Origin of the sequence: Microcoleus sp. D3_18_C4 (genome assembly GCF_036702355.1) — a bacterium.
Lineage (GTDB): Bacteria > Cyanobacteriota > Cyanobacteriia > Cyanobacteriales > Microcoleaceae > Microcoleus.
The window spans coordinates 1-21,887 of sequence record NZ_JAUBTF010000090.1; the positions used below are offsets into that span (position 1 = coordinate 1).

The 21,887-nt window shown below is 46.1% G+C and carries 18 protein-coding genes and 3 tRNA genes; 13 read left to right on the forward strand and 8 right to left on the reverse strand.

What is annotated here, in order from left to right:
- Positions 1-288 precede the first annotated feature (288 nt).
- Both QUA90_RS27905 and QUA90_RS27910 read left to right on the forward strand, forming a co-directional pair.
- A complete protein-coding gene (locus QUA90_RS27905; RefSeq protein WP_333321388.1) occupies positions 289-1,422 on the forward strand; it encodes a class I SAM-dependent methyltransferase in 1,134 nt (377 codons plus the stop codon).
- A 321-nt stretch (positions 1,423-1,743) separates the two neighbouring features.
- Positions 1,744-3,447 carry a lipoxygenase family protein gene (locus QUA90_RS27910; protein ID WP_333388006.1) on the forward strand — a complete coding sequence of 568 codons (1,704 nt, stop codon included), beginning with the start codon at positions 1,744-1,746 and terminating at the stop codon, positions 3,445-3,447.
- Positions 3,448-3,565: 118 nt separating this feature from the next.
- Here QUA90_RS27910 and QUA90_RS27915 read toward each other — a convergent pair whose 3' ends face one another.
- The 4 genes from QUA90_RS27915 to QUA90_RS27930 form a co-directional block, all read right to left on the reverse strand.
- Positions 3,566-4,705, reverse strand: a complete 1,140-nt coding sequence (locus QUA90_RS27915) for a fatty acid desaturase (RefSeq protein ID WP_333448520.1) — start codon at positions 4,703-4,705, stop codon at positions 3,566-3,568.
- Positions 4,706-5,026: 321 nt separating this feature from the next.
- Positions 5,027-6,292, reverse strand: a complete 1,266-nt coding sequence (locus QUA90_RS27920; protein ID WP_333321382.1) for a glutamate-5-semialdehyde dehydrogenase — start codon at positions 6,290-6,292, stop codon at positions 5,027-5,029.
- 4 nt (positions 6,293-6,296) lie between these two features.
- A complete protein-coding gene (locus tag QUA90_RS27925) occupies positions 6,297-6,701 on the reverse strand; it encodes a hypothetical protein (protein WP_333084666.1) in 405 nt (134 codons plus the stop codon).
- A gap of 249 nt (positions 6,702-6,950) precedes the next feature.
- Positions 6,951-7,022 (reverse strand) — tRNA-Gly (locus QUA90_RS27930).
- A gap of 219 nt (positions 7,023-7,241) precedes the next feature.
- On the opposite strand from QUA90_RS27930, the gene QUA90_RS27935 reads away from it, so the two are divergent.
- A complete protein-coding gene (locus QUA90_RS27935) occupies positions 7,242-7,382 on the forward strand; it encodes a hypothetical protein (RefSeq protein WP_172188980.1) in 141 nt (46 codons plus the stop codon).
- Positions 7,383-7,417: 35 nt separating this feature from the next.
- Here the strand turns inward: QUA90_RS27935 and QUA90_RS27940 are convergent, their stop codons facing one another.
- A complete protein-coding gene (locus QUA90_RS27940) occupies positions 7,418-7,648 on the reverse strand; it encodes a hypothetical protein (protein ID WP_333321380.1) in 231 nt (76 codons plus the stop codon).
- A gap of 23 nt (positions 7,649-7,671) precedes the next feature.
- On the opposite strand from QUA90_RS27940, the gene QUA90_RS27945 reads away from it, so the two are divergent.
- The 3 genes from QUA90_RS27945 (at position 7,672) to QUA90_RS27955 (ending at position 9,913) form a co-directional block, all read left to right on the forward strand.
- Complete coding sequence (locus QUA90_RS27945) at positions 7,672-9,489, forward strand: ABC transporter ATP-binding protein (RefSeq protein WP_333448521.1); 1,818 nt, start codon at positions 7,672-7,674, stop codon at positions 9,487-9,489.
- A 197-nt stretch (positions 9,490-9,686) separates the two neighbouring features.
- Positions 9,687-9,768 (forward strand) — tRNA-Tyr (locus QUA90_RS27950).
- A 73-nt stretch (positions 9,769-9,841) separates the two neighbouring features.
- Positions 9,842-9,913 (forward strand) — tRNA-Thr (locus tag QUA90_RS27955).
- 383 nt (positions 9,914-10,296) lie between these two features.
- On the opposite strand, the gene QUA90_RS27960 is transcribed toward QUA90_RS27955, so the two are convergent.
- The gene (locus tag QUA90_RS27960) at positions 10,297-12,855 is read right to left on the reverse strand and encodes a PhoD-like phosphatase (protein ID WP_333388013.1); all 2,559 of its coding nucleotides are present in this window, start codon (positions 12,853-12,855) and stop codon (positions 10,297-10,299) included.
- A gap of 145 nt (positions 12,856-13,000) precedes the next feature.
- On the opposite strand from QUA90_RS27960, the gene QUA90_RS27965 reads away from it, so the two are divergent.
- The 3 genes from QUA90_RS27965 (at position 13,001) to QUA90_RS27975 (ending at position 18,486) form a co-directional block, all read left to right on the forward strand.
- Positions 13,001-15,163 (forward strand): CBS domain-containing protein, encoded by a 2,163-nt coding sequence (locus QUA90_RS27965; RefSeq protein ID WP_333448522.1) that lies wholly within the window; start codon positions 13,001-13,003, stop codon positions 15,161-15,163.
- A gap of 1,093 nt (positions 15,164-16,256) precedes the next feature.
- The gene (gene bchL / locus QUA90_RS27970; RefSeq protein ID WP_006634709.1) at positions 16,257-17,123 is read left to right on the forward strand and encodes a ferredoxin:protochlorophyllide reductase (ATP-dependent) iron-sulfur ATP-binding protein; all 867 of its coding nucleotides are present in this window, start codon (positions 16,257-16,259) and stop codon (positions 17,121-17,123) included.
- Between the two features lie 34 nt (positions 17,124-17,157).
- Positions 17,158-18,486, forward strand: coding sequence for a DUF5331 domain-containing protein (locus QUA90_RS27975; RefSeq protein WP_333448523.1), 1,329 nt, complete (start codon positions 17,158-17,160; stop codon positions 18,484-18,486).
- A gap of 86 nt (positions 18,487-18,572) precedes the next feature.
- Here QUA90_RS27975 and QUA90_RS27980 read toward each other — a convergent pair whose 3' ends face one another.
- Positions 18,573-18,725: a hypothetical protein gene (locus tag QUA90_RS27980; RefSeq protein ID WP_333321367.1), complete on the reverse strand. Its 153-nt coding sequence runs from the start codon at positions 18,723-18,725 to the stop codon at positions 18,573-18,575.
- Here QUA90_RS27980 and QUA90_RS27985 point away from each other — a divergent pair.
- From QUA90_RS27985 to QUA90_RS28000, 4 genes are all read left to right on the forward strand, one after another.
- On the forward strand, positions 18,720-18,983 hold the full coding sequence (locus tag QUA90_RS27985; RefSeq protein WP_333448524.1) for a hypothetical protein: 264 nt from the start codon (positions 18,720-18,722) through the stop codon (positions 18,981-18,983). The two genes, QUA90_RS27980 and QUA90_RS27985, sit on opposite strands and share 6 nt — an antisense overlap.
- Positions 18,964-20,373: a ferredoxin:protochlorophyllide reductase (ATP-dependent) subunit N gene (locus tag QUA90_RS27990; protein ID WP_199292772.1), complete on the forward strand. Its 1,410-nt coding sequence runs from the start codon at positions 18,964-18,966 to the stop codon at positions 20,371-20,373. The genes QUA90_RS27985 and QUA90_RS27990 overlap by 20 nt, the downstream gene beginning before the upstream one ends.
- 84 nt (positions 20,374-20,457) lie before the next feature.
- Positions 20,458-20,727 carry a type II toxin-antitoxin system HicA family toxin gene (locus tag QUA90_RS27995; RefSeq protein ID WP_333448525.1) on the forward strand — a complete coding sequence of 90 codons (270 nt, stop codon included), beginning with the start codon at positions 20,458-20,460 and terminating at the stop codon, positions 20,725-20,727.
- A complete protein-coding gene (locus tag QUA90_RS28000; protein ID WP_333330814.1) occupies positions 20,699-21,067 on the forward strand; it encodes a type II toxin-antitoxin system HicB family antitoxin in 369 nt (122 codons plus the stop codon). Before QUA90_RS27995 ends, QUA90_RS28000 begins: the two co-directional genes overlap by 29 nt.
- Before the next feature lie 371 nt (positions 21,068-21,438).
- On the opposite strand, the gene QUA90_RS28005 is transcribed toward QUA90_RS28000, so the two are convergent.
- Entirely contained in the window at positions 21,439-21,768 is a 330-nt protein-coding gene (locus QUA90_RS28005) for a hypothetical protein (RefSeq protein ID WP_333448526.1), read from the reverse strand.
- Between the last annotated feature and the right edge of the window lie 119 nt (positions 21,769-21,887).

Sequence of the window (21,887 nt, forward strand, 5' to 3'; positions counted from 1 at the left end):
TCTGACTACTTTTTCTTTGAAGCATCTTCTCAAATCCCCTTGACAACTGCCATCCAAGCTTAACTTGTTACGAATGAAAAGGGACTGACATAATTCTTAATAAAATTAAGATCGCCCAAAGCCCTATAAATCCGTTATCAAATCCCCTTCAACCGCCATATATTTTTATGATTTTGCGAAGTTTTGCTGTGCAAACCTTACTTGGCAATAGTTTCAGCTTTTTGGCTCTCTAACCACCAGCCAATTTTCGTGAGATAGAATAGCATCATCTTTAAAACCTGTATAACCATGACTTCATCAACAGCCCTACAAAACATCGAAAACCACATTCCCATCGTGGGAGATGTACATAGCAAAAGTCCGATCGCCTACGGAGCAACCCGCCTCGCAGTCAGTGCAGTTAACGCCGTGCAAATGGCAGTAGCAGAGTCTTACATCAACGGATTAGAAGTCCCAGATTCAGTATTGCGATCGCTTTTTGATACCTGTATGCCCGTCTTTTTTAAGCATTTCCCGTCCCTGCTTGCACCCTACGAATGGGTACTAACAGAAACAGACCATACAGCCGAAGGGTCGCGGGATTTAATGAAGATTCAGTACGACTTACCTCAAGCAATGCTGAATCCGATGTTAGGCGATGGAAAACTCATTTATCCTAAATACAGCATGGGATTGTGGGAAAAAGGAGCCGCCAACCTAGAACAATCGCAAATGCAGATGATTGATGATGTGATTGAAAAGCTAGAGATTCAGGATGGCGACAATATTTTAGACTTGGGCTGCGGTTGGGGTTGCGTTCCCAATTACATTCTTTCCAAATTCCCCAATGTCCAGTCTACTGGCATTAACCTCAGCCACCACCAATGCGAGTATATGCGTCAGAAGATGCAAGACCCCGAAAGCTACCTTAGTTCAGGTCGATTTACCCTATATGAAGGCGATTTGAACGACGCCAACTTCGAGACAAAATTTGACAAAATTCTCTCCATCGGAGTTTTTGAGCATGTAGGCAATTTAACGAAAGCTTTCCAAAAGCTGGCATCTTTCCTGAAGGATAACGGCAAAGTTTTCATTCACATCATCACAGTTCGCACTCCCAACAATATATCCAGCGTTTTCACCCACAAATATATTTTCCCCCACGGCCGTTACTGGAAATACGATGCAGTTCCCAGTCACAACAAAGACCTCAAAACAATTCAAAGATGGTATCTCAACGGATACAATTACTCCACAACCTTTGCTAAGTGGCTGAAAAACTTTGACGATTCTCAGGCAATAGTCAAAGATTTGGACTACGGCATCGACTATGCCAAATTTCGTCGCATCTGGCGGTTTTACTTGATTTGGTTTGTGTCTAATTTCGCGAGTTGCGACGGCGAATATAACGGCAACGGTCAATATTTAATGACTCATGCCTAATCGCTCATCACTAGACCAAGCTCAAAAAACCGAACACCCCGAACCCCGACTTCTTTGAGAAGCCGGGGTTCTCAAGTGCGACCTACTTATCTAGATAATGAAACCGCCCTATGTGGATTGAGGGCGATCTAGAAGTGTTGCATTCTTTTGAGAAATTTGTCTGAGTTTAAAAAAGTCCGGAATCAGATGATCGATCGGTGAATAAGACCTATATCAAGCATGAACCCGCACAATACTTTTTAAATTCCATCGTCGATCAGTAGTGATGATGTCCGATATTTTACTACAAAAAGAGAGTTGATTTATACAATGGTAGACAATATGAAACCTTCTCTTCCTCAAGACGACCCCAACCAAGAACAGCGCCAAGATTCCTTGAATCGTCAGCAACAAGCTTATCAGTTTGACTATGAGAGTTTATCACCTTTGGCATTATTGAAAGATGTGCCCGCAGTCGAGAACTTTTCGAGCAAGTATATTGGAGAGCGGATACTAGCAACATCGGAACTTCCCGGAAATATGTTGGCGGCCGATTCGAGAAGTTTTCTCGATCCTCTCGACGAGCTCCAAGACTATGAAGATTTCTTTACTCTGCTGCCGCTACCTGCTGTTGCCAAAATCTACCAAACCGATCGCTCTTTTGCAGAACAGCGCCTGTCTGGAGTAAATCCGATGGTGCTTCGTTTGTTAGATGCCGGCGATCCTCGGGCGCAAACACTGGCACAAATTTCCAGCTTTCACCCATTATTCGATCTGGGTCAAGAGTTGCAACAAAAAAACATTTACATTGCCGATTATACGGGTAGCGACCAACACTATCGCGCGCCTTCAAAAATTGGAGGCGGCAGCTATGAAAAAGGCAGAAAATTCTTGCCAAAACCGCGAGCTTTTTTCGCTTGGCGGTGGACGGGAATCCGCGATCGCGGTGAAATGACACCGATTGCCATTCAACTAGATCCCACGCCAGGTAGCCATGTCTACACCCCATTCGATCCTCCTGTCGATTGGCTGTTTGCGAAACTCTGCGTGCAAGTAGCAGATGCCAATCACCATGAAATGAACTCGCATTTAGGTCGAACTCATCTGGTGATGGAACCAATCGCGATCGTCACCGCCCGACAGTTGGCTAAAAATCACCCCCTTAGCCTGCTGCTGAAACCGCACTTTCGGTTTATGTTGACTAACAACGAGCTGGCACGTTCTTATTTGATCGCTCCGGGCGGGCCAGTCGATGACTTGCTAAGCGGTAGCTTGCCAGAGACAATGGAAATAGCTAGAGAGGCTTGCAGTAACTGGAGTCTGGATCAATTTGCCTTCCCAACCGAACTGAAAAATCGGGGCATGGACGATCCAAATCAACTGCCTCACTATCCTTACCGAGATGATGGATTGCTGCTGTGGAATGCGATCGAAACCTTTGTATGTGGCTATCTCAAATTCTTTTACCCGACAAATGAAGCACTCGTCCAAGATGTGGAACTGCAAACTTGGGCCCAAGAATTAGCCTCGAATGAGGGCGGTAAAGTCAAAGGAATGCCCAGTAAAATCGACACAGTTGAACAATTAATTAAAATTGTCACAACCATAATTTTTACCTGCGGCCCGCAGCATTCAGCAGTCAATTTTCCCCAGTATGAATACATGAGTTTTGCTCCCAATATGCCCTTGGCAGCATACCGGGACATTCCCAAAATTAATGCTTCTGGGACTCTCGAAGTGATTACGGAAAAGGACATTTTACGGTTGCTTCCTCCGTACAAGCGAGCGGCTGAACAACTGAAAATTCTGTTTATTTTGTCAGCTTATCGATATGACCGTTTAGGTTATTACGATAAATCTTTCCAAGAACTCTACCGGATGAGCTTTGATGAAGTTTTTGAGGGAACGCCGATCGCATTTTTAGCCAGACAGTTCCAGCAAAATTTGAATATGGCAGAACAAAGGATTGATGCCAACAATCAAAAACGAGTAATCCCTTATTTTGCTCTCAAGCCTTCGTTGGTACTCAATAGCATCAGTATGTAGAATTGTATTTTTTGGGGCGGGCGAGACGCCCACCCCACAAGAAAATTCATTCTTTGTGGAACAGGCCCAAAAGCCTGTTCTTCAGCATGGTTCAAGATGTGAGTTGCAATACGAATTCTCAGCTTTTATAGTCTTCAACAATCGAGCAATTCACGCACATTGTACCAGAGGAATCAGAGAAGGTGACTTCATCTTGATAATGCCGTGGTGTTTGCATCAGCAACCGCCAAGCTTCTCCAGCATCTATTAAATTCATGCGTCCGGGATAGTGAGTTTGCAACAACTCTTGCACCATGGGATAATAGTCTGAGTTGATGCTGGGGAAAATATGATGCTCTGTGTGGTAAGCAAAATTTAAGTGCAGCAGGTCAAATATTTTAGGAACCCGCACTGACATACTGTTGATCAGCGGGTCATTAATGACGGTCATCCGGCAACCCATGTGGTTGGTATAGATGTAAAACATGGCGCCTGCATGACCAATTGCGATCGGCAAAAAGTAGGCAAGAGCGATTTTAAGCGGATGAAAATTTAGGTAGAACAAAATGCTGGCATGAATTCCTAAAATTCCCAGACATTCAAATGCGATTGTCAATCTATCTTTAGGACTAACTGTAAAGGCAGCCGGTACGTAATCGACAGATTTATCGTTAAATAACAGTACCGAGGTGAGATTGCGGAAATTATGCACTAACCACGAACCGGCCATCCCTACAATTAACCACACCGGGTTGACTTCCACCGACGGTACAAACAGATTTTGAATCCATTTTCCCCAAGTGTCTGGTTGCTGGTACAGATAGTTGCGATCGGGGTCTGCCAAAGAATTCGTGTTATTGTGATGTACGAGGTTGTGCAGATTTTTCCACTGAGTAGGCGGCATAAACAGCATACTTAGTCCCAAAAAGGCGATCGGATAAGTCAGGCGCGACTTTTTCTGAACGCTACCGTGCATCAAATCGTGGGAGCTAAATAGCAAAACTATGATACTATTGCCCATGATGATGGCTAAAGGTAAGTAAAGCCCTAAAAGATAGACAGGCCAGCGATCGAGATTAGCAGCAATTCCCCATCCCAGCAATAAAATAGCAGCGTTGATGAGTAGTATTGCTAACTTGCTAGGATCTGGTTCAAAGGCATTTGACGGCAGCAACGGACGCAATTTTTTTATATAGAGCGAGTGGTTAATTAGCGTTTCTTTGCCTAAAGTCGGCGTTGCCGTCTTGTCTAAAGTATTGAGTAATTTTTCTGATTGCATGTGATCGCTAAGAGTATTTTCATGTGACTTAATAAGTTTCTAAATTTAATTAGATCCCGTACCCGATTTGAGATTGAACCCACACATAAATCCGGCGGCTTATTGTTAGGATGCGGAGATTTTATCGGTCTCCACTGCGGCTATCCGGGAGCTTGTGATCAAATTGCTTTATATCAAGGCTGCCTGATTGTTCTACCCAGATATTATTGTATCCTATAAAAATAATTTTGGAACACCTCTTAAAGGCTTACCTATCGATAATACTCTCCCACTTTTCAGTTTGGTTTAATCTCAATAACCAATCCTAAATAACCTATAAGATTAAAAAAGTCCGTTTCCCTGAACAATTTCTTTGATTGTCGTCAGCGTATCTAACCCGATCAATCCTCGACGATAACCTTTTTGGTTGGACATTCCCAAAAATATCGCATCTCCCCGATTTTGATAGCGCCAAAACCGAGGTGAGGCATTAATAAAAGTTGAGGCGCTGTTAACATCCAGAGCAAATTGGCGACTTTCTAAGTAAGATTCAGTGGCGATGCAGTCAGCGTGGCCGCTGCTGTAGCGGTTGATCCAGCCGATCGCAATCTCTAAACTATCGACAACTTTAAACGCGATGGTTTTGTTTAAATACGGTTGAGTCCACTCGTATGGTTCCGCCAGCTTCAAGTCTGGGAAATCTGCAACAAGATCCGCATCGCCGCTAATTTGAAAGCCTTTTTCTTTTAAACTGTTCCACAGCCTAACTAAGGAAGAAGGCTTTTGGTTGCGATCAATCAGCACTTTCTCGATCGCATTAACAGGATCGGGAACGCTTTGATGGCTGTCCAAAATCATCCACCTTGCCATCTCCAAACTACCAGTCGGCGACCAATAAAGGTAACAATTTCCCATTGCCGACCTCAAAACTGGTGCTGTACACAGCCTAACCACCTGCTGCACCAAACTTGGCCTGCCGTAGGGAATAATTAAATTGAGATATTGGTCTTGAGTGACCAATTCTCTGATCGAAGCGCCCCGATCCGGCGGCAGTATCTGCAAACATCCCGATGGCAAACCGACCTCATCGATCGCCGAAACCAAAGCTTCTCCAATTACTGTATTAGTGTGCCAGCTTTCGCTCCCGCCTTTAAGAATCAAACTGTTAGCGCTTTTGAGAGACAGACCGGCTGCGATCGCCCCCAACTCTGGAAATGCCTCATAAATTAGAGCGATCGCCCCCAGTGGTAGCGACTGACAGTAAACCTGACAGCGATCGACCTGATAAGAAGCATTGATCACCCTGCCGATCGGATCTGGCATTTCCCCCAACCGTTCCAGAATTTGCACAGTTGTCTTGATCCGTTCCGGCGTCAGCTTCAGCCACTCCACAATCAACTCGGGAATCGCCATGTCCCGACTCGCTTCTAGATCCAGAGTATTTGCTTCTAAAATGTCATTTTGCCGGCGTTTCAGCGAGCCCGCCATCGCCTGCAAACCTGCAGCGCGATCGGCACTCTTTGTCGCAGCCAACTCCAAAGAAGCTTGATAAGCGCGACGCGCGACATTTGCGGCATCTGATGAATGGGTAAAATCCTCTATTATCATCTAGCTAACGCCTATAAGCCAGCCATACCATCAGCGCCGGCAGCATTGCTAGCAGCACCGCGACCATTGCCCACAGAATAATATTCGGGCCCGGCGAGTGTAGCGCCAAGGGCAACCAAATCACTAGCGGCACCAATATCATACCCAAAGCCAGTGGCAAGTAATAAGCCTTCAAACCCGGATGCGCTCTGTTCCACTGGTTGCCCGTCCACCGCCAAGCCTGCTTGTAAGGATAGTTCGTTGATAGTTGCTCGATCACGTATCCACTTTCGTCCAATACAAATATTTGTTGACAGCGGTTGCAGCCCAAGGCTTCTGTCAACGTTATGGGAACTAGACGACCCCGGCGTCGGCAAGGACAGGGGTACTCATCGTTTAAGTCAATCTTGGGAGCTTTTTGAGAGGGCACTAGCGATCGGATAAAAAAAGCGTTTTTGCAAAAATAATCGTTAACATATCCACTTAATCAAACTTGTCAATTCCGCCATACCTAGGCTTTCAACTGCCTGTTCCGAGATATGACCCGATCGGCAATTTTGACTTGCAAGTTCTGCATTCAATCTTACCACTAACTTAGGTATTTTCAACCATCCTTAGGAGTATACCGAAAACTTTCTTGATCTACTTTACGGCTTTCTTGATTTTTTTTATCTTCTAAAGCGGGTGACGCGATTCGAACGCGCGACATTCACCTTGGCAAGGTGACGCTCTACCACTGAGCTACACCCGCATTTCCTGCGGTATTAACAATATTGTCTCAATTCTCGAAATTTGTCAAGTCTTTTTAGTAAGTTTTTTTCACAAACCCAGTAAACCCCCCCCAAAGCCACTCCCCACCTGCAATTTCAGCAGCCAGATCATTAACCAAATCAGTAATTGCCGTGAAAATTGACCGCCATCCGCCCACGGCAAAGCTACAATCAAGCTGGAATTGTGGGAGAACACTGTCATGTCAGATTTAAATCGCGGAATCATGAAGTTCAAGGGAGCTGACAGTCCTATAGCGATCGCCATTTCGGCGATCGTCATTGCCGGCGGAATCGGGTTCTTGATCTGGTGGGCGCTGCAATCAGCCTACACCTTCAGCTAACAGACTACTCAAACGTAAAACTTATAAGGCATTGCTCAGAAGGCAGAATTTAAGAAAAATTCTGTCTTTTGCATTTTTTTGCCCTTAGTCTTGAATTTATTGCCCAGGAATGCGGATCGATCGCTGACGATCGAATAATTGCCATAAATCACCCGATCGGGCGAGTCGCTAGCATGAGCCGAGATGACTCCCGGATCGAATACTTTTGTAGTACACTTGTAAACACGGCGCGCCGAGAGCGCAGTTCTAAATGCAAGTGTTTGCAAGGGTTGTATCTCAACACAAATTTATGGCAAGCTTTCAGGACATCTTCAAATACTACAGTCGCTACTGGAAAATATCACTTTACAGCATAGCTAGCTCCAGCGTTTTGGCACTAGCCGATTTGCTTGTTCCTTACGCGATCGGTCAAATATTAAACGTATTGTCGGGTCAACCTACAGATACAGTAACCCAAAAACTGATAACAGCCATCGCCTCTGTTACCCAGCACTCACCCAACAAAATATTATCGCTATCAGTCTTGCTGGGCCTAATTTTTCTGGTAACAGTCGCCAAAGCACCGGTACAGCCTTGGGTGGCAAATTGGTTCCACTGGGCGATACCATTGAGGGCAAGGCGCGATCAAATGAGAAGTGCGATCGGCAAAATCCTCACCTTACCCCTAGAATTCTACGACGAAAACAACGCCGGACGGATTGCCAGCCGCATCGCCAAAGGCATCGCCAACCATACTTGGACTTACCCAGAAATTGCCGGCGAATTCATCCCCGAAGTCGTCCGCTTAATCGGCATTTTTGCCGTTATCTGCTTAATTGAGTGGCGGATTGGCTTATTAATTTTGGTTTCATTCCTATTTATCCTCAGTTTCACCCTCAAAGGCCTGCAAGGGGTGACTGCGCGGGAAGAAATTCTGGATGAATACATCGAAGATACCGAAAGTCGCAACTCGGAAATTATCACCAACATCAAAACAGTCAAAGCTTTTGCCACAGAAAGCGATGAACTCAAAAGGCAAACCACCAGACTCGATCGCGAATTAAAAGTCGTGATCCACCGCATTCACCGAGGATACGTCACCCTGGGGACATACCAGCAGACAATCGTCCAGTTGTGTTTGTTTTCAGTTCTCGGTTTTAGCTTAGCAGCCACGGTTGCAGGCAAAATTTCCCTCGGATATTTTGTTACCGTCTACACGTTGGCAAGCATGGCATATTCCCAACTGCGTCCGATTAGCATTATCGCCGAATTATTGGCACGGCGTTATTCTTCAATGATCCGGTTCCACGAGTTTATGCAGTTACCAGACGGTGTTGATGCGGTTAATTTAGCAGAAAATGCTCGATCGGCGTCGCCTTATAAATTTACCGGCAAAGTTGAGATCAGCGGTTTGACCTTCGGGTACGACAGTCAAAAACCCGTTTTGCAAGATGTGAATTTATTGATTCATCCCCGTCAGACAGTAGCGTTAGTCGGGCGATCAGGTTCTGGGAAATCGACTTTAGTTAAACTTCTGTTTCGCTACTTTGAACCCAACTCCGGCCGCATTCTGATCGACGGCGAAGACATTTGCAGCTTAGACGTGACTCGCTACCGCCAGCGTTTAGCCATTGTTCACCAAGAAGTAGACGTTTTTAACGGTACTTTGCTGGAAAATTTGACTTACGGAAACAGAAATGCAACTTTCGAGCAAGTTGAGGATGCTTGTCGCATTGCCAAAGTAGACGATTTTGTGCGGCTGTTGCCCCAAGGTTACTATACCGTGGTCGGGGAGAGAGGAATGCGCTTGTCCGGCGGTCAGCGGCAGCGGTTGGGGATTGCGAGGGCGCTGTTGGTGGAGCCGGATGTGTTAATTTTTGATGAGGCTACTTCTAGTTTGGACTATGAAAGCGAGCGAGCGATCCAGATAGCCATGCGAAATATCCTCGGTACGCGCACCACCATAATTATTGCCCACAGACTGAGTACAATTCGCGAAGCCGATACGATCGTCGTACTCGACGGCGGTAGAATCGTCGAAGTTGGCAGCCACGAAGAACTCTTAAGCCAACAAGGTATTTACCGTCGCCTGCACTCCCTGCAAGAAACCGGGGAATTAGTGAATTAGGAATTTCCTCTTAGTCTAGACTTAGGGTGCTCCGGGCGGGCACCCAGCCTAGACGTAGCAATGCACACCTTAAACAGTGTTCAATTTTCCCGTCTACCGCTAACTCACTTATGGGTTCTCCACTGAATGATTAGAGTTTCAAATATAATGTTGCAAATAAAGATTGTGGTGCTAGGATATATAACTGTGATGGAAATGGGTCGATGCCCGAGCGGTTAATGGGGGCGGACTGTAAATCCGCTGGCTACGCCTACGCTAGTTCAAATCTAGCTCGGCCCACCTCAATTTAATAAAAAGTTAAAATTTAAGAATTAAAAATTAATTTTTTAATTGGAGGTTCTTAATTTTTTATGCCCGTGTAACTCAGTGGTAGAGTACCTCCTTGGTAAGGAGGAAGTCACGAGTTCAAATCTCGTCACGGGCTTCCTAATTTATAGTATATCCACCAAGGGCTTCAGCTTCAATATAGCGTTTCTCAGTCAAATGAGGTACATTTTTAGAGCTAAAATCCTTAATGGATAAGGATTGGTTGTACCTGATCAGCTAAGGAAACGCTATAAATCAGAAGAAAATCCCCGTAGTCCTGCATAGTCAGGATTTCAACCCCCGGCGGACACGGGAGCATATCATATTTGTAAGAACACTCCTTCCTTCTTCCTCTGTCCTCCTGGCTCCTGGCTCCTGGCTCCCAACTCCAGTTTCTAGCTTGGCTGCTTTCCTTGAGATGCTCCCGGCGGACAGTGCCACAAACTCATCAGAATATTGTACCCGTATCGAAATCCCCGACTTGTTCAAGAAATCGGGAATCTAATCATCCTCATCCAATCCCAGCGGCACAAAATATTGACTGTAAACCACACTATTCGGCTCCCAAAGCGGCCGCCAATAAACATTTTGGATCACCGCTTTCTCCCCATCACTATCCGCAGGCCACTGAAAACTGACGATCGCAATATTGCTATATCCCACAATCTCATCACCCTCTTGCAGCCAGCGATTGCGCCACAACAGCGATATAAAATTCCACAACCTACGCAGGAATGACAATTGTTTATTTTTATGTGTTCTATCTGACGGAGTTCCCTTTTCTAGCAGCAAAAACACCCGAGCTCTTTGCCGTTTAATCCAGTCAATCCGATAACCCCAATCAGGCAGAGATTGTCTATTCCTGAAAGCAGCAGCCATAGCTTTCTTTCTGCTACTCCTGGGAATTTTCATTAATTCCAGCGGCTCATTCCATCCCAAACATTCGTGCGATCGCTCAGGAAGCAGCGACTTAATCTTAGTATGAATTAAATGCGTTTTCCACTCCTCATTGATAAAAGCACTAGCAGTCAACTGCGCCAACACAGAATAGTGACAATTTGATTGATAATTCGCCATATTCAAAGGCTCAATATTCGATCGAGAATCGCCAAAATGACAATCAGACCAATAACTCAGCCGCACAGCAGCAGCATAGTGAATATCCCCGCTCAACACAATCACCCGATCGCGCTGCTTAAAAAACTCCGACAACAGCTTCACAAAAGCCAACTCGTGAAAATTCCAAGCATCCCCCGCATCGCTATTAAAAACCTTCCCCTGTTCCACATCCCGCTTTTGCACCGCATCAATAATCCACAAACCCACTAAATTTGTCGGCACAACTACTAGCGTCGCCTCAATCTCAAACTCCCCAGTTTTATTCAGCAAATTAGTTTCATGCAAAGGCTGCTGAATTTGCTCCTCAAAACCTTTGTGAGTCAAAAGCATCGGCGGATCGATCGCGCTTTTCACCGGATACCCCCGCCAACTCCGCGTATCCAGCACAATCACCTCATGCTTAAAACTTCTCACAGTAAAATGCCAATTCAAAACCTCACTTACACCCTCGCCATCCCGATCCAAAATAAAAACATCTTCATCTAATTTCAACTTAGGCAAATGAGTTTTCGGATCGAGTCCTGGAATTCCCAAATACGAAGCCACCTCCTCCCAAACAGAAACATCAGTCCCCGCCGAATCCGACCATTTTTCAGCAGCCTTTAATAATTTATCTCCCGGTTTTTCGCGCTCAAACTGTGCAGGCGTATTTCCCCAAGCCTGAAACACAGCGTAAGCCAGCAAAGCATTCTGCACCACCCGTCGTCCCAGCGGCTTCCCCAGCACCCGGTAACACCACTCTCGATTCAAATACAAATCGTCGCTAACATCATGATCATCGCAAATCATATAAGTAGAAATATTCGCTAGCGCCCTCCTCACCCTCCACAAATTGCGAGCAAAACCGTTAAGTTCAACAACTTCTCTATCCCAGACTTTTGCCTGCTTAGAATTTGGACAAATATCCTTACCCTTCGGAAAACCCGTGCACCAAAGTACCGGCGACCAAACGAACAAATACATCGCACAATATTCCCCCAAGCTAAATAAGTGACTTTTAGCATTGGCGGGTTTATTTACCAACATCGCCGTAAAGCCGCCAAAATCTCTGGCAATATCGCTGCGAGTCCCCGGTTTTAACTCAATTGGTTTTTTGGACTCATATTCAGCATCAGACGGTTTCTGAATAGGGGACTCTCTAAAAATTTCCCTCTCTTGGCCACCTGCATTTTCGTTTGCCGAATTTTTAGGTATACTGATACACAAATTCTTTTTAATTTGGGCATCATCCATCAGGGGTAGACTCTCTTCCCAGCCCAACAGGGTATCGCCAGCATCCGTCAAAGCCCACAGCATCGCATCGGCCACGTCGTCGCCGTAAATTTGGTCGCCGGTTAAAAACAGTTGGTGGGGCCTGCTATTTGCCGTACCTGCAAACTGTTCGATCGAATTATCCAAGATTGGCAGCGCATCTCTGCCGTCTCCGTGGGGCTTGCGACAAGAACCGTGAACGATACGCAAATAGTTTAAATCCTGTGGCGGCAGGGCAAAAGTGGGCAACTGGTGAGCGAAATAACTAATCGTCTCCGGCCCCAAAGCCGATAAATCAGGGGTGGCAGGCCACAGGCAAGAAATGAGATTTTCTTTCTCATTTTCTGGGACTGCACCCCCGACGTTCGACTCGCTACTCCCCGCAAACTTGATGTCATAAGCATAAATTTCCCCAGATGTCAAGACATTGCTATTAATTGGTTTAGCAGTCACCGCGACTACGTGCAAGTATTTGCCGAGCTTTACGGTAGAGTTCGCACCTTGCAGCAATGGCCGATCGACAATTTCGCCGGTTCCGCCCTCTGTCGAATAAACCTTGAGTTCGACTTGGCGGGGTGCTTTCAGAGCCAGCCAAACTGTCACGGCCCGACTTTCAGTCCGGCGCAAAATCGGGCCCGCAAGGATCAGCGGCAAGTGATGAATTCGATGACTTAAGGGAGTCCACGACATAGGATTTAAAAAATAAAAATTAAATAAGAGTGTTCTAGCAATCAGATTTTAGGCGATCGAGCATCTGTGACCCGGTTAATTAATGCTAAGTCTGCCAACCCAAGTCTCCAAAATTGTAACAATTCATTAACTAAAATTAATAATCATGCTACAAGAAGAACAATTACACCATTTCCGAGATTCAGCCCCGCAGTTGTCGGTAATTAAATCATCAGAACCCGCTGGACGCCCCAACAGCAGGCAGCTCTACTCGTCACCTTTAGATCGGGCGATCGACCGCCACCCCCTTACCGTGGCTCCAGAAACCCCGATCGCCCAGGTGTTGGCTCTCATGAACCCGATGCGCGTCTCCTGTCACCTTTGTGGCGAAAAACAAAACGCTGTTGCTAGCGCAGCCAAGCGCAGTTGCGTGTTAGTCGTCGAAGATAATCGGCCCATCGGCATTTTTACAGAACGGGATATCGTCAAGCTAACTACCGTCGCTGCTTGTACAGTCGGACTGACAATTGCTGACGTAATGACTCGATCGCCCATTACCCTCAAAAAATCCGAGTCTCAAGATATTTTCACAGCTATGTTCACGTTGCGCCAGCACTCCATCCGGCATTTGCCCGTAGTGGACGAGGACTCGCGACTTATCGGCATCATCACCCGCGAAGCCATTCACGAAGCCCTGCAACCGATTAACTTGCTAACCAATTTGCGCTGTGCAGCAGATGTCATGACTAAAGAAGTCATTTCTGCCCCAACAACTGCCTCAGCCCTCGATTTAGCCCAGCTCATGGTCAAGCATCGAGTTAGTTCCGTCGTCATTGTCCAAGAGCAAACTCAGCATCCTGATCGGGCGATCGCACCAACACAAAATTATCAAATTCCGATCGGCATTGTCACCGAGCGCGACATCGTGCAGTTTCACGCCCTCGAATTAAACCTCTCCGAAATCCCAGCAGCAAGGGCCATGAGTGCGCCTTTATTTTGCATATCTCCCGCCGATTCCCTCTGGAATGTCCACCAGTCCATGCAGCGCCACTGCGTCCGCCGTTTGGTAGTAGTTGGCAACCAGGGAGAACTTTTGGGCGTTGTGTCTCAGACAAATTTGCCGCAGGTTTTTAACCAATCTGAAATGTATGGAACGATCGAGCTGTTGCAACAAGCAGTGGACGATCGAGCCACCCAATTGCAGAAAGCCAACGAACTTTTGCAGCAAGAAATTTTAGAGCGGCAGCGGGCCCAAGAAGCCCTGCGCCAAGCTCACGACGACTTAAAACAACAAGTTGAAGAACGCACCGCTCAACTTTTAGAATCAAATGAATTGTTGAGACGGGATATTATCAAGCGCCAGCGAGTTGAAGAAGTCCTGCGGCGAAAGCAAACTTGCTTGAAAAATCAAGCGCAGCAATTAGAGGAAACTGTGCGAAAGTTGCAGCAAACTCAAACTCAATTGGTGCAAACCGAAAAAATGTCTTCTTTGGGACAAATGATTGCCGGTATCGCTCACGAAATTAACAACCCTGTTAATTTTATCTACGGCAACCTTTCCCACGCCAGCCACTACATCAAAGAATTGCTCCAACTGTTGCAACTTTACCAGCAGCACTATCCCGAACCAGTCTCGGAAATTCGGAAAGCAGCAGCAGATATGGAAGTCGATTTTTTGGTAGAAGACTTATCTAAGATCCTGTCTTCTATGCAAGTAGGAACCGAGCGCATCCGCCAAATAGTTGTGTCGATGCGTAATTTTTCGCGATCCGATCAATCTAACATCAAGCTCGTTGACATTCACGAGGGACTTGAAACCACTTTGTTGATTTTGCAGCACCGGCTCAAAGCCCACGGCGCACATCCAACTATTCACATTATTAAAGAATACGGTAATTTGCCCAACATCGAGTGCTGTGCCGGTCAGATCAATCAGGTGTTCATGAATATTATCGGCAATGCTATTGATGCTTTGGATGAAGAAATCCAGAAAGGGGAATGGGCGGCGAGAAATGCGAAAAATTCACCCCCGTCAAATCCTAATTCTCCATTGACTGTTCCCACAATTAAAATTCGTACTGAAGTTGTTGGGGGCGATTTTGTCGCGATCCGCATTTCCGACAACGGGCGGGGCATACCGGATGAGATTCGCCACCAATTATTTGACCCGTTTTTTACTACCAAACCAGTCGGCAAGGGCACTGGGTTGGGACTGTCGATTTCTTACCATTTAGTTGTCGAACAGCACGGGGGGCGACTCGATTGCGTTTCGGAAGCTGGACGGGGCACTGAATTTGCGATCGAGATTCCGATCGTCAGTTGTCATTAGTCAGCAGTCATAGGATTTTAGATTTTAGATTTAAAAATTGAAGAATTGAAGAATTGAAGAATTGGAAATGACTGAGGAAGCTCGTGGTTTGGATCACGGGCCTACAGTTGCATTCTTTTTTTCAACTGGTATCAGTAGTCATGGGGAAGACATGATATTCTCCCAATCCCCCACTCTCCCCATCCACTCTCCCTCTTCCCGACTCACTCCCCCACTCTCCAACTCCCCACCATTTCCTAAAAATTCACAATTTTTTACAAAACACCCGAAACCCCAGCAAAGTCAATATTTCCCAATCTAGAATCTAAAATCCCATAACTTTCTCCCTCTTCCCGACTCACTCCCCCACTCTCCGACTCCCCACCATTTCCTAAAAATTCACAATTTTTTACAAAACACCCGAAACCCCAGCAAAGTGAATGTTTGCCAATCTAAAATCTAAAATCTAAAATCTAAAATCCCATCACTTTACTCTCCCCTGACCCAACTGATCCGAACTCACTTCGAGTTTGCCTCATCCACTAGCGCCTTTATGACCGTTCCACTTACCCACACAAGCCATCAACTGCCTGCATCCTAGCCCCAAAGCCAAAAGCCCAGATTGTTTGAGAAGTTAATTTTTGTTTTGTTTTTGTACCTCTTTATATTAAGAAAGTATTCTAAAATCAATTTAAAATCTAAAAATAATCTAAAAATAGATTTTTATATCAAAAAACCAGTTAAGATTGCTAAAGATGCAAAATAAACAAATTTACTAGCATTTTCATTTAGACGCCCCCTTTCTTTTCATCGCAAGTTAGCTAATAATGCTTTCAACGAGGTGACTAAGGGCTGAGTCCAAAATTGGTCTAACCCAAAGACGGATACAAGCCCCAAACAAAAGTAGTCGAGAGAGAAAATTTTAGTTAGAGAGAAGCCCCAGATTCATCTGTGGAGTCCATTCTTTAATCTCAAATTTGAAATCTCAAATCGACTGACAGTAAGGGAATTGCAATTGGGCTATTGCAATTGGGCTATGGCAATTGGGCGATCGAAAAAAAGCATGAAAACCCAGCCCTCATCGTTTTGATAGAAACCTATAGGAGAACAAAGAGTGAAACTCGCAGTTTACGGAAAAGGTGGAATTGGCAAATCGACAACAAGCTGCAACATCTCCGTTGCCCTAGCCAAGCGCGGCAAGAAAGTTTTGCAAATCGGTTGCGATCCAAAGCACGACAGCACATTTACCCTCACTGGCTTCTTGATCCCCACAATTATTGACACCCTTCAGCAAAAGGACTATCACTACGAAGACGTTTGGCCCGAAGATGTCATCTACAAAGGCTACGGCGGCGTTGACTGCGTAGAAGCAGGCGGCCCTCCCGCAGGAGCTGGCTGCGGCGGCTATGTAGTCGGTGAAACCGTCAAACTCCTCAAAGAACTCAATGCCTTCGACGAATACGACATCATCCTGTTCGACGTGCTCGGTGACGTAGTGTGCGGCGGTTTTGCAGCCCCCTTGAACTACGCCGACTACTGCATGATTGTTACCGACAACGGGTTCGACGCTTTATTTGCAGCCAACCGCATCGCCGCCTCAGTCCGCGAAAAAGCCCGCACTCACCCGTTGCGGCTCGCCGGTTTAATTGGCAACCGCACCTCAAAGCGCGACTTGATCGACAAGTACATTGACTCTGTACCGATGCCGGTGCTGGAAGTGCTGCCCCTGATTGAAGATATTCGCGTTTCTCGCGTCAAAGGCAAAACATTGTTTGAGATGGCCGAAAGCGATCCTTCCCTCAACTACGTCTGCGATTACTACCTCAACATCGCTGACCAGATTTTGGCAATGCCCGAAGGAGTAGTACCCAACGACACGCCAGATCGCGAATTATTTGCCTTACTTTCAGATTTTTATCTAAATCCAGTGCAACCGGTGGTCAAGAAGGAGGAAGATGAGCTAGACCTGATGATGGTTTAATAGGTCTAGCGATCAGGATGAGGATAAAGAGGTTATGGCTTTTTTTGATACTTTTTCAGTTGCTCTCAAACAGAAGTGGTTGGACTACTACCAGGTAAATCGGGCTTGGCTGCTCCTGCACATGACGGCTGAGAACACGGTCGCCACACCCGACGGCGGGAAAAGGCCTGTTTCTTACCTCATCCTGGGAATTGCGGCTGCCCTGGAGCCGGAACTCCAGCAATTAATGCTGCCCTTCTCAAAACTCAAGCCGGATGCAGACAGCCTGATCGAAGTGTTGGGACTCAATTTTGACCCGGACATCGCGCTGGGTATGCCCTCAAATATCGCGCCGCAGACGGCCGGTAAATCTCCAACACCCACAGCAGCTCAAACTGCAACTGCAGCACCCGCCGCAGCTCGAACTGCCACTGCAGCACCCGCCGCAGCTCAAACTGCAACTGCAGCACCCGCCGCAGCCAAATCTAATAAATTGGGCGGTGCTGCCTTGGCAACAGCCGGAGTAGTCGCCGGAGTCGCCGGAGCAGCAGGTCTGGCAGCAGCAGCGTCAGCACTGAGCTCAGAGGAGGAATCCTTCGATGAGTTTGAGGAAGAAGCGGTCTCCGACTTCGACATGGGCGATGACGAGGAAGAAGCGGTCTCCGACTTCGACATGGACGATGACGAGGAAGAAGCGGTCTCCGACTTCGACATGGGCGATGACGAGGAAGAAGCCTCGGCTTTGGACGGTCTCGGTCTCGAAGACGATGAGGAAGACGCCGTATCTGACTTTGATATGGGCGACGATGAGGAAGACGCCGTATCTGACTTTGATATGGGCGACGATGAGGAAGACGCCGTATCTGACTTTGATATGGGCGACGATGAGGAAGAAGAAGCTTTGGCTTTGGGCGGTCTCGACCTCGGCGATGACGAGGAAGATGAAGCCTCGGCTTTGGGCGGTCTCGACCTCGGCGATGACGAGGAAGATGAAGCCTTGGCTTTGGGCGGTCTCGATCTCGGCGATGACGAGGAAGATGAAGCCTCACAATTTGGGACTTTGACCTCTGGAGATCTCGAAGCGGGGATTTCCGATCCGTTTGGGGAAGAAGATGCAGAGTTTGTCGCCGAAGAAATACCCGATCCTTTTGGGACAGCGACCTCAGATGACCTAGATATGGATCTGGGCGACTTGGACGATGACGGTATTGACGATTTCTCTGTATCTGATGAGGATGACCTCGACGATCTCGGACTTGACGATCTGGGGGAAGCAACTACCGGAGATCCTGACGAAGATGATTTAGATGCTCTAGGTCTCGGCGATTTGGATTCCGACGATGAGGATGAAGAAATTTCCGGCTTTTTATCTGATTTTAAGTGAGGTTGTTGCGATCGCCCGCATCTCTTCTAGTCTTGAAGTTTCCCGCTCTATTTGTGAGTTGTGAGTTGCGAGTTGTTAATTTTTAATTAGCTCAAACTCACAACTGCCAAAAGGCTTTTTGCCTTAGCGATGTGAAGTAAACTAAATCCCTGCTGTGAGGGATTGTATGCCCTCGCGCAGAATTTTTTAGCCAGAATTTGGGATGCTGCGGCTGCTGCGGAAATATTGAGTGGTTGCATCTATTTTTCACAGGAATTAGCCCAAAAATAGGTATTTCTATTTATTGTTCGCTGTGCGTCGCGATCGCGCAAAACAGGTGTTTTATCGCCACTGCGCCTGTTCGTGATCGAGAGGAAAAACAACCTATTCCTCTCCTGGGCGATCGCACCGAGACGATGGCAAAATCCAGGCGTTTCCTCGCTCCGCCGCAAGTCCTGTTCGAGAAGAAAAACAATTTAAAGGGAGAAGATTTGAGATATGACTGCTATTACTACTAATGAACCGGAAGCTTTAAACTTTGAATGCGAAACAGGCAATTATCACACATTTTGTCCGATTAGCTGCGTAGCTTGGCTTTATCAAAAAATTGAAGATAGCTTTTTCTTGGTCATTGGTACCAAGACTTGCGGCTATTTCTTGCAAAACGCAATGGGCGTGATGATTTTTGCTGAGCCTCGCTATGCGATGGCTGAGTTGGAAGAAGGGGATATTTCCGCTCAGTTAAACGATTATGACGAGTTGAAGCGGCTGTGCTTGCAAATTAAGCGCGATCGTAACCCCAGTGTAATTGTTTGGATCGGCACTTGCACCACCGAAATCATCAAAATGGATTTGGAAGGGTTAGCACCGAAACTCGAAGCAGAAATTGGCATTCCCATCGTCACAGCGCGCGCTAACGGCTTGGATTACGCTTTTACTCAAGGGGAAGATACCGTTTTAGCAGCGATGGCTGCTAAATGTCCTGAGAAAGCGCCCGTGATGGAATCTCAGAAACAAGAACGCAATGCTATCTCTCAACTGCTGAATTTCGGCAAGAAAAAAGAGGAAGTTGCAGCAGATGAATCGGAATATGTCAAGCACACACCGCTGGTACTTTTTGGTTCTTTGCCCGATCCGGTTGTTACTCAGCTAACTCTAGAATTGAAGAAGCAAGGAATCAAAGTTTCCGGTTGGCTTCCTTCCAAGCGCTACACTGAATTGCCAGTCTTGGAAGAAGGTTATTATGTATCGGGCATGAATCCGTTCTTGTCGCGTACTGCTTCTACGTTGATGCGCCGCCGCAAGTGTAAGCTAATTGGTGCGCCATTCCCGATCGGCCCTGACGGAACTCGCGCTTGGATTGAAAAGATTTGCTCAGTGTTGGGAATTGAACCAAAAGGTTTGGACGAAAGAGAAGCGCAAATCTGGGCGGGTTTAGAAGATTACCTGCAAATAATTCGCGGTAAATCTGTCTTCTTTATGGGAGACAATTTGCTAGAGATTTCTTTAGCACGTTTCTTAATTCGCTGCGGCATGACTTGCCCGGAAATCGGCATTCCTTACATGGACAAGCGCTATCAGGCAGCCGAATTGGCTTTGTTAGAAAAGACTTGTCACGAGATGGGAGTTCCTACTCCTCGGATTGTGGAGAAACCAGACAATTACAATCAGTTGCAGCGGATTTACGAGCAGAATATTGATTTGGTGATTACTGGTATGGCTCACGCTAATCCTTTGGAAGCGCGGGGAATTAATACGAAGTGGTCTGTTGAGTTTACTTTTGCTCAAATTCACGGCTTTGGTAATGCGCGGGATATTTTGGAGTTGGTGACTCGTCCGCTGCGCCGTAATAATTCGCTGAAGGATTTGGGTTGGGGTAATTTGGTGAAGAATGAAGCGAAGGTTTAGTTTCTGAATTACATCTGATTCCTAGCGAGGGTGGGCAATGCCCGCCCTTATTTATTAGAATAGTACAAGCATCTGTAAAACTTCATGGGCAAGTTAGGGAAACTGGTAGAACAATTTTTAGTAAATCCACCAGAAGTGCGCTTTGACGATGTGTGCTATCTTCTCAAAGCTTTTGGATTTGAAGAAAAGCGATCGAAAGGAAGTCACCATACTTTTGTCAATGCTGATGGATTAAATATTACAGTTCCTAAAAAAGGCGGTCAAAAGGTAAAAGGAATATATGTAAAGCAAATTGTTGCGCTATTGAAACTGGAGGAATGGAGCAATGAATCAGAAAATAGAAGTGAAGAATAAATCTTTAGAGTATTACTTGAGCCTGAGATATGCTATAAGTTTTTACCCAGATCCAGAAGGAGGCTATACAGTCCTCATCAAAGACCTTCCAGGTTGTATGTCTGTAGGAGAAACTTTGTCAGAAGCAATGGAGAACATTGAGGAAGCTAGGGAATTGTGGATAGAGACTGCTTATGAGTGCCGACATGAGATTCCTTTACCTGCAACGGAGGTTGAGTATAGCGGAAGTCTATCTTTACAGATTCCTAAATCTCTACATTTGAGTTTAGCAGAAAAGGCGGAAAGGGAAGGAGTTAGTCTTGACCAGTACATTCTGGTTGTGTTAAGTAAAGCAGGTTAAAAGATAATCAGATAAGGACGATCGAGTTTGAGGGAGGGTTAAAGGGCGATCGCTCTTTTATTTTTTTAGGAACCGCTGATGCAGGCCGATTAACGCAGATTAACGCGGATGAAGAGTGCGATCGTACTTTTCAATCAATTTACAATTACGCCAAATTTTAATAACATTGTAGGCAAATAATCATCCAAATTCTTGATGTGTTCATCTGTTAACTCAATCAGGTTGAGTTCGTACTTCTGGTACAGTTCTTGCTTCACTTTCTTACGCGCCACATACTCCGGGTTGTTCTCATATCCCCAGTATTCAATATACACTTTCCCCCCAGGAATATAAAAGTCACAGTAAGCTTCTTCCTCTATGGGTAGTCGGCGTTAATAGGCGTGAACTAGCTCCGCCATATAGAGCCAATTATCAATCAAAACTTCAGCTTTAGAGCGCACAAAATGACCGTCGGTTGTTCGATGCTGTGCACTCGCCCGAAACTTCTCGCGGAACCCTAGCTTTGTGTTTACTTCTGTTTTGCTCTGTTCTGAATTGTCACCTTTAAGACTCTCAATAGTCGCTAGAAAAACTTGATTTGTCAGTATAGATTCTGGCCAAAGCACATAAGGAGTGTTGTCTTGAGGGTAGGTTTTTTGCACCGCCCCAAAACCAATTCCCCGCTTAGTGGGTAACCAGCCGTTGCGCTCTTTATTTACCAATCCTAACTCCGCTAAAATTGGGTTGACTTTGTGCTTTGATATTTCTAGTACAGCTCGGCGTAAGTAGACAGACTATATTTGTGGTAGAATAACATAGTTAGTTTAGACCAGTTTCGGTA

Coding starts and splice junctions, on each gene's coding strand:
- QUA90_RS27905 (WP_333321388.1), top strand. CDS start 289: ATGACTTCATCAACAGCCCTACAAAACATCGAAAACCACATTCCCATC.
- QUA90_RS27910 (WP_333388006.1), top strand. CDS start 1,744: ATGAAACCTTCTCTTCCTCAAGACGACCCCAACCAAGAACAGCGCCAA.
- QUA90_RS27915 (WP_333448520.1), bottom strand. CDS start 4,705: ATGCAATCAGAAAAATTACTCAATACTTTAGACAAGACGGCAACGCCG.
- QUA90_RS27920 (WP_333321382.1), bottom strand. CDS start 6,292: ATGATAATAGAGGATTTTACCCATTCATCAGATGCCGCAAATGTCGCG.
- QUA90_RS27935 (WP_172188980.1), top strand. CDS start 7,242: ATGTCAGATTTAAATCGCGGAATCATGAAGTTCAAGGGAGCTGACAGT.
- QUA90_RS27945 (WP_333448521.1), top strand. CDS start 7,672: ATGGCAAGCTTTCAGGACATCTTCAAATACTACAGTCGCTACTGGAAA.
- QUA90_RS27960 (WP_333388013.1), bottom strand. CDS start 12,855: ATGTCGTGGACTCCCTTAAGTCATCGAATTCATCACTTGCCGCTGATC.
- QUA90_RS27965 (WP_333448522.1), top strand. CDS start 13,001: ATGCTACAAGAAGAACAATTACACCATTTCCGAGATTCAGCCCCGCAG.
- QUA90_RS27975 (WP_333448523.1), top strand. CDS start 17,158: ATGGCTTTTTTTGATACTTTTTCAGTTGCTCTCAAACAGAAGTGGTTG.
- QUA90_RS27980 (WP_333321367.1), bottom strand. CDS start 18,725: ATGCAACCACTCAATATTTCCGCAGCAGCCGCAGCATCCCAAATTCTG.
- QUA90_RS27990 (WP_199292772.1), top strand. CDS start 18,964: ATGACTGCTATTACTACTAATGAACCGGAAGCTTTAAACTTTGAATGC.
- QUA90_RS27995 (WP_333448525.1), top strand. CDS start 20,458: ATGGGCAAGTTAGGGAAACTGGTAGAACAATTTTTAGTAAATCCACCA.
- QUA90_RS28000 (WP_333330814.1), top strand. CDS start 20,699: ATGAATCAGAAAATAGAAGTGAAGAATAAATCTTTAGAGTATTACTTG.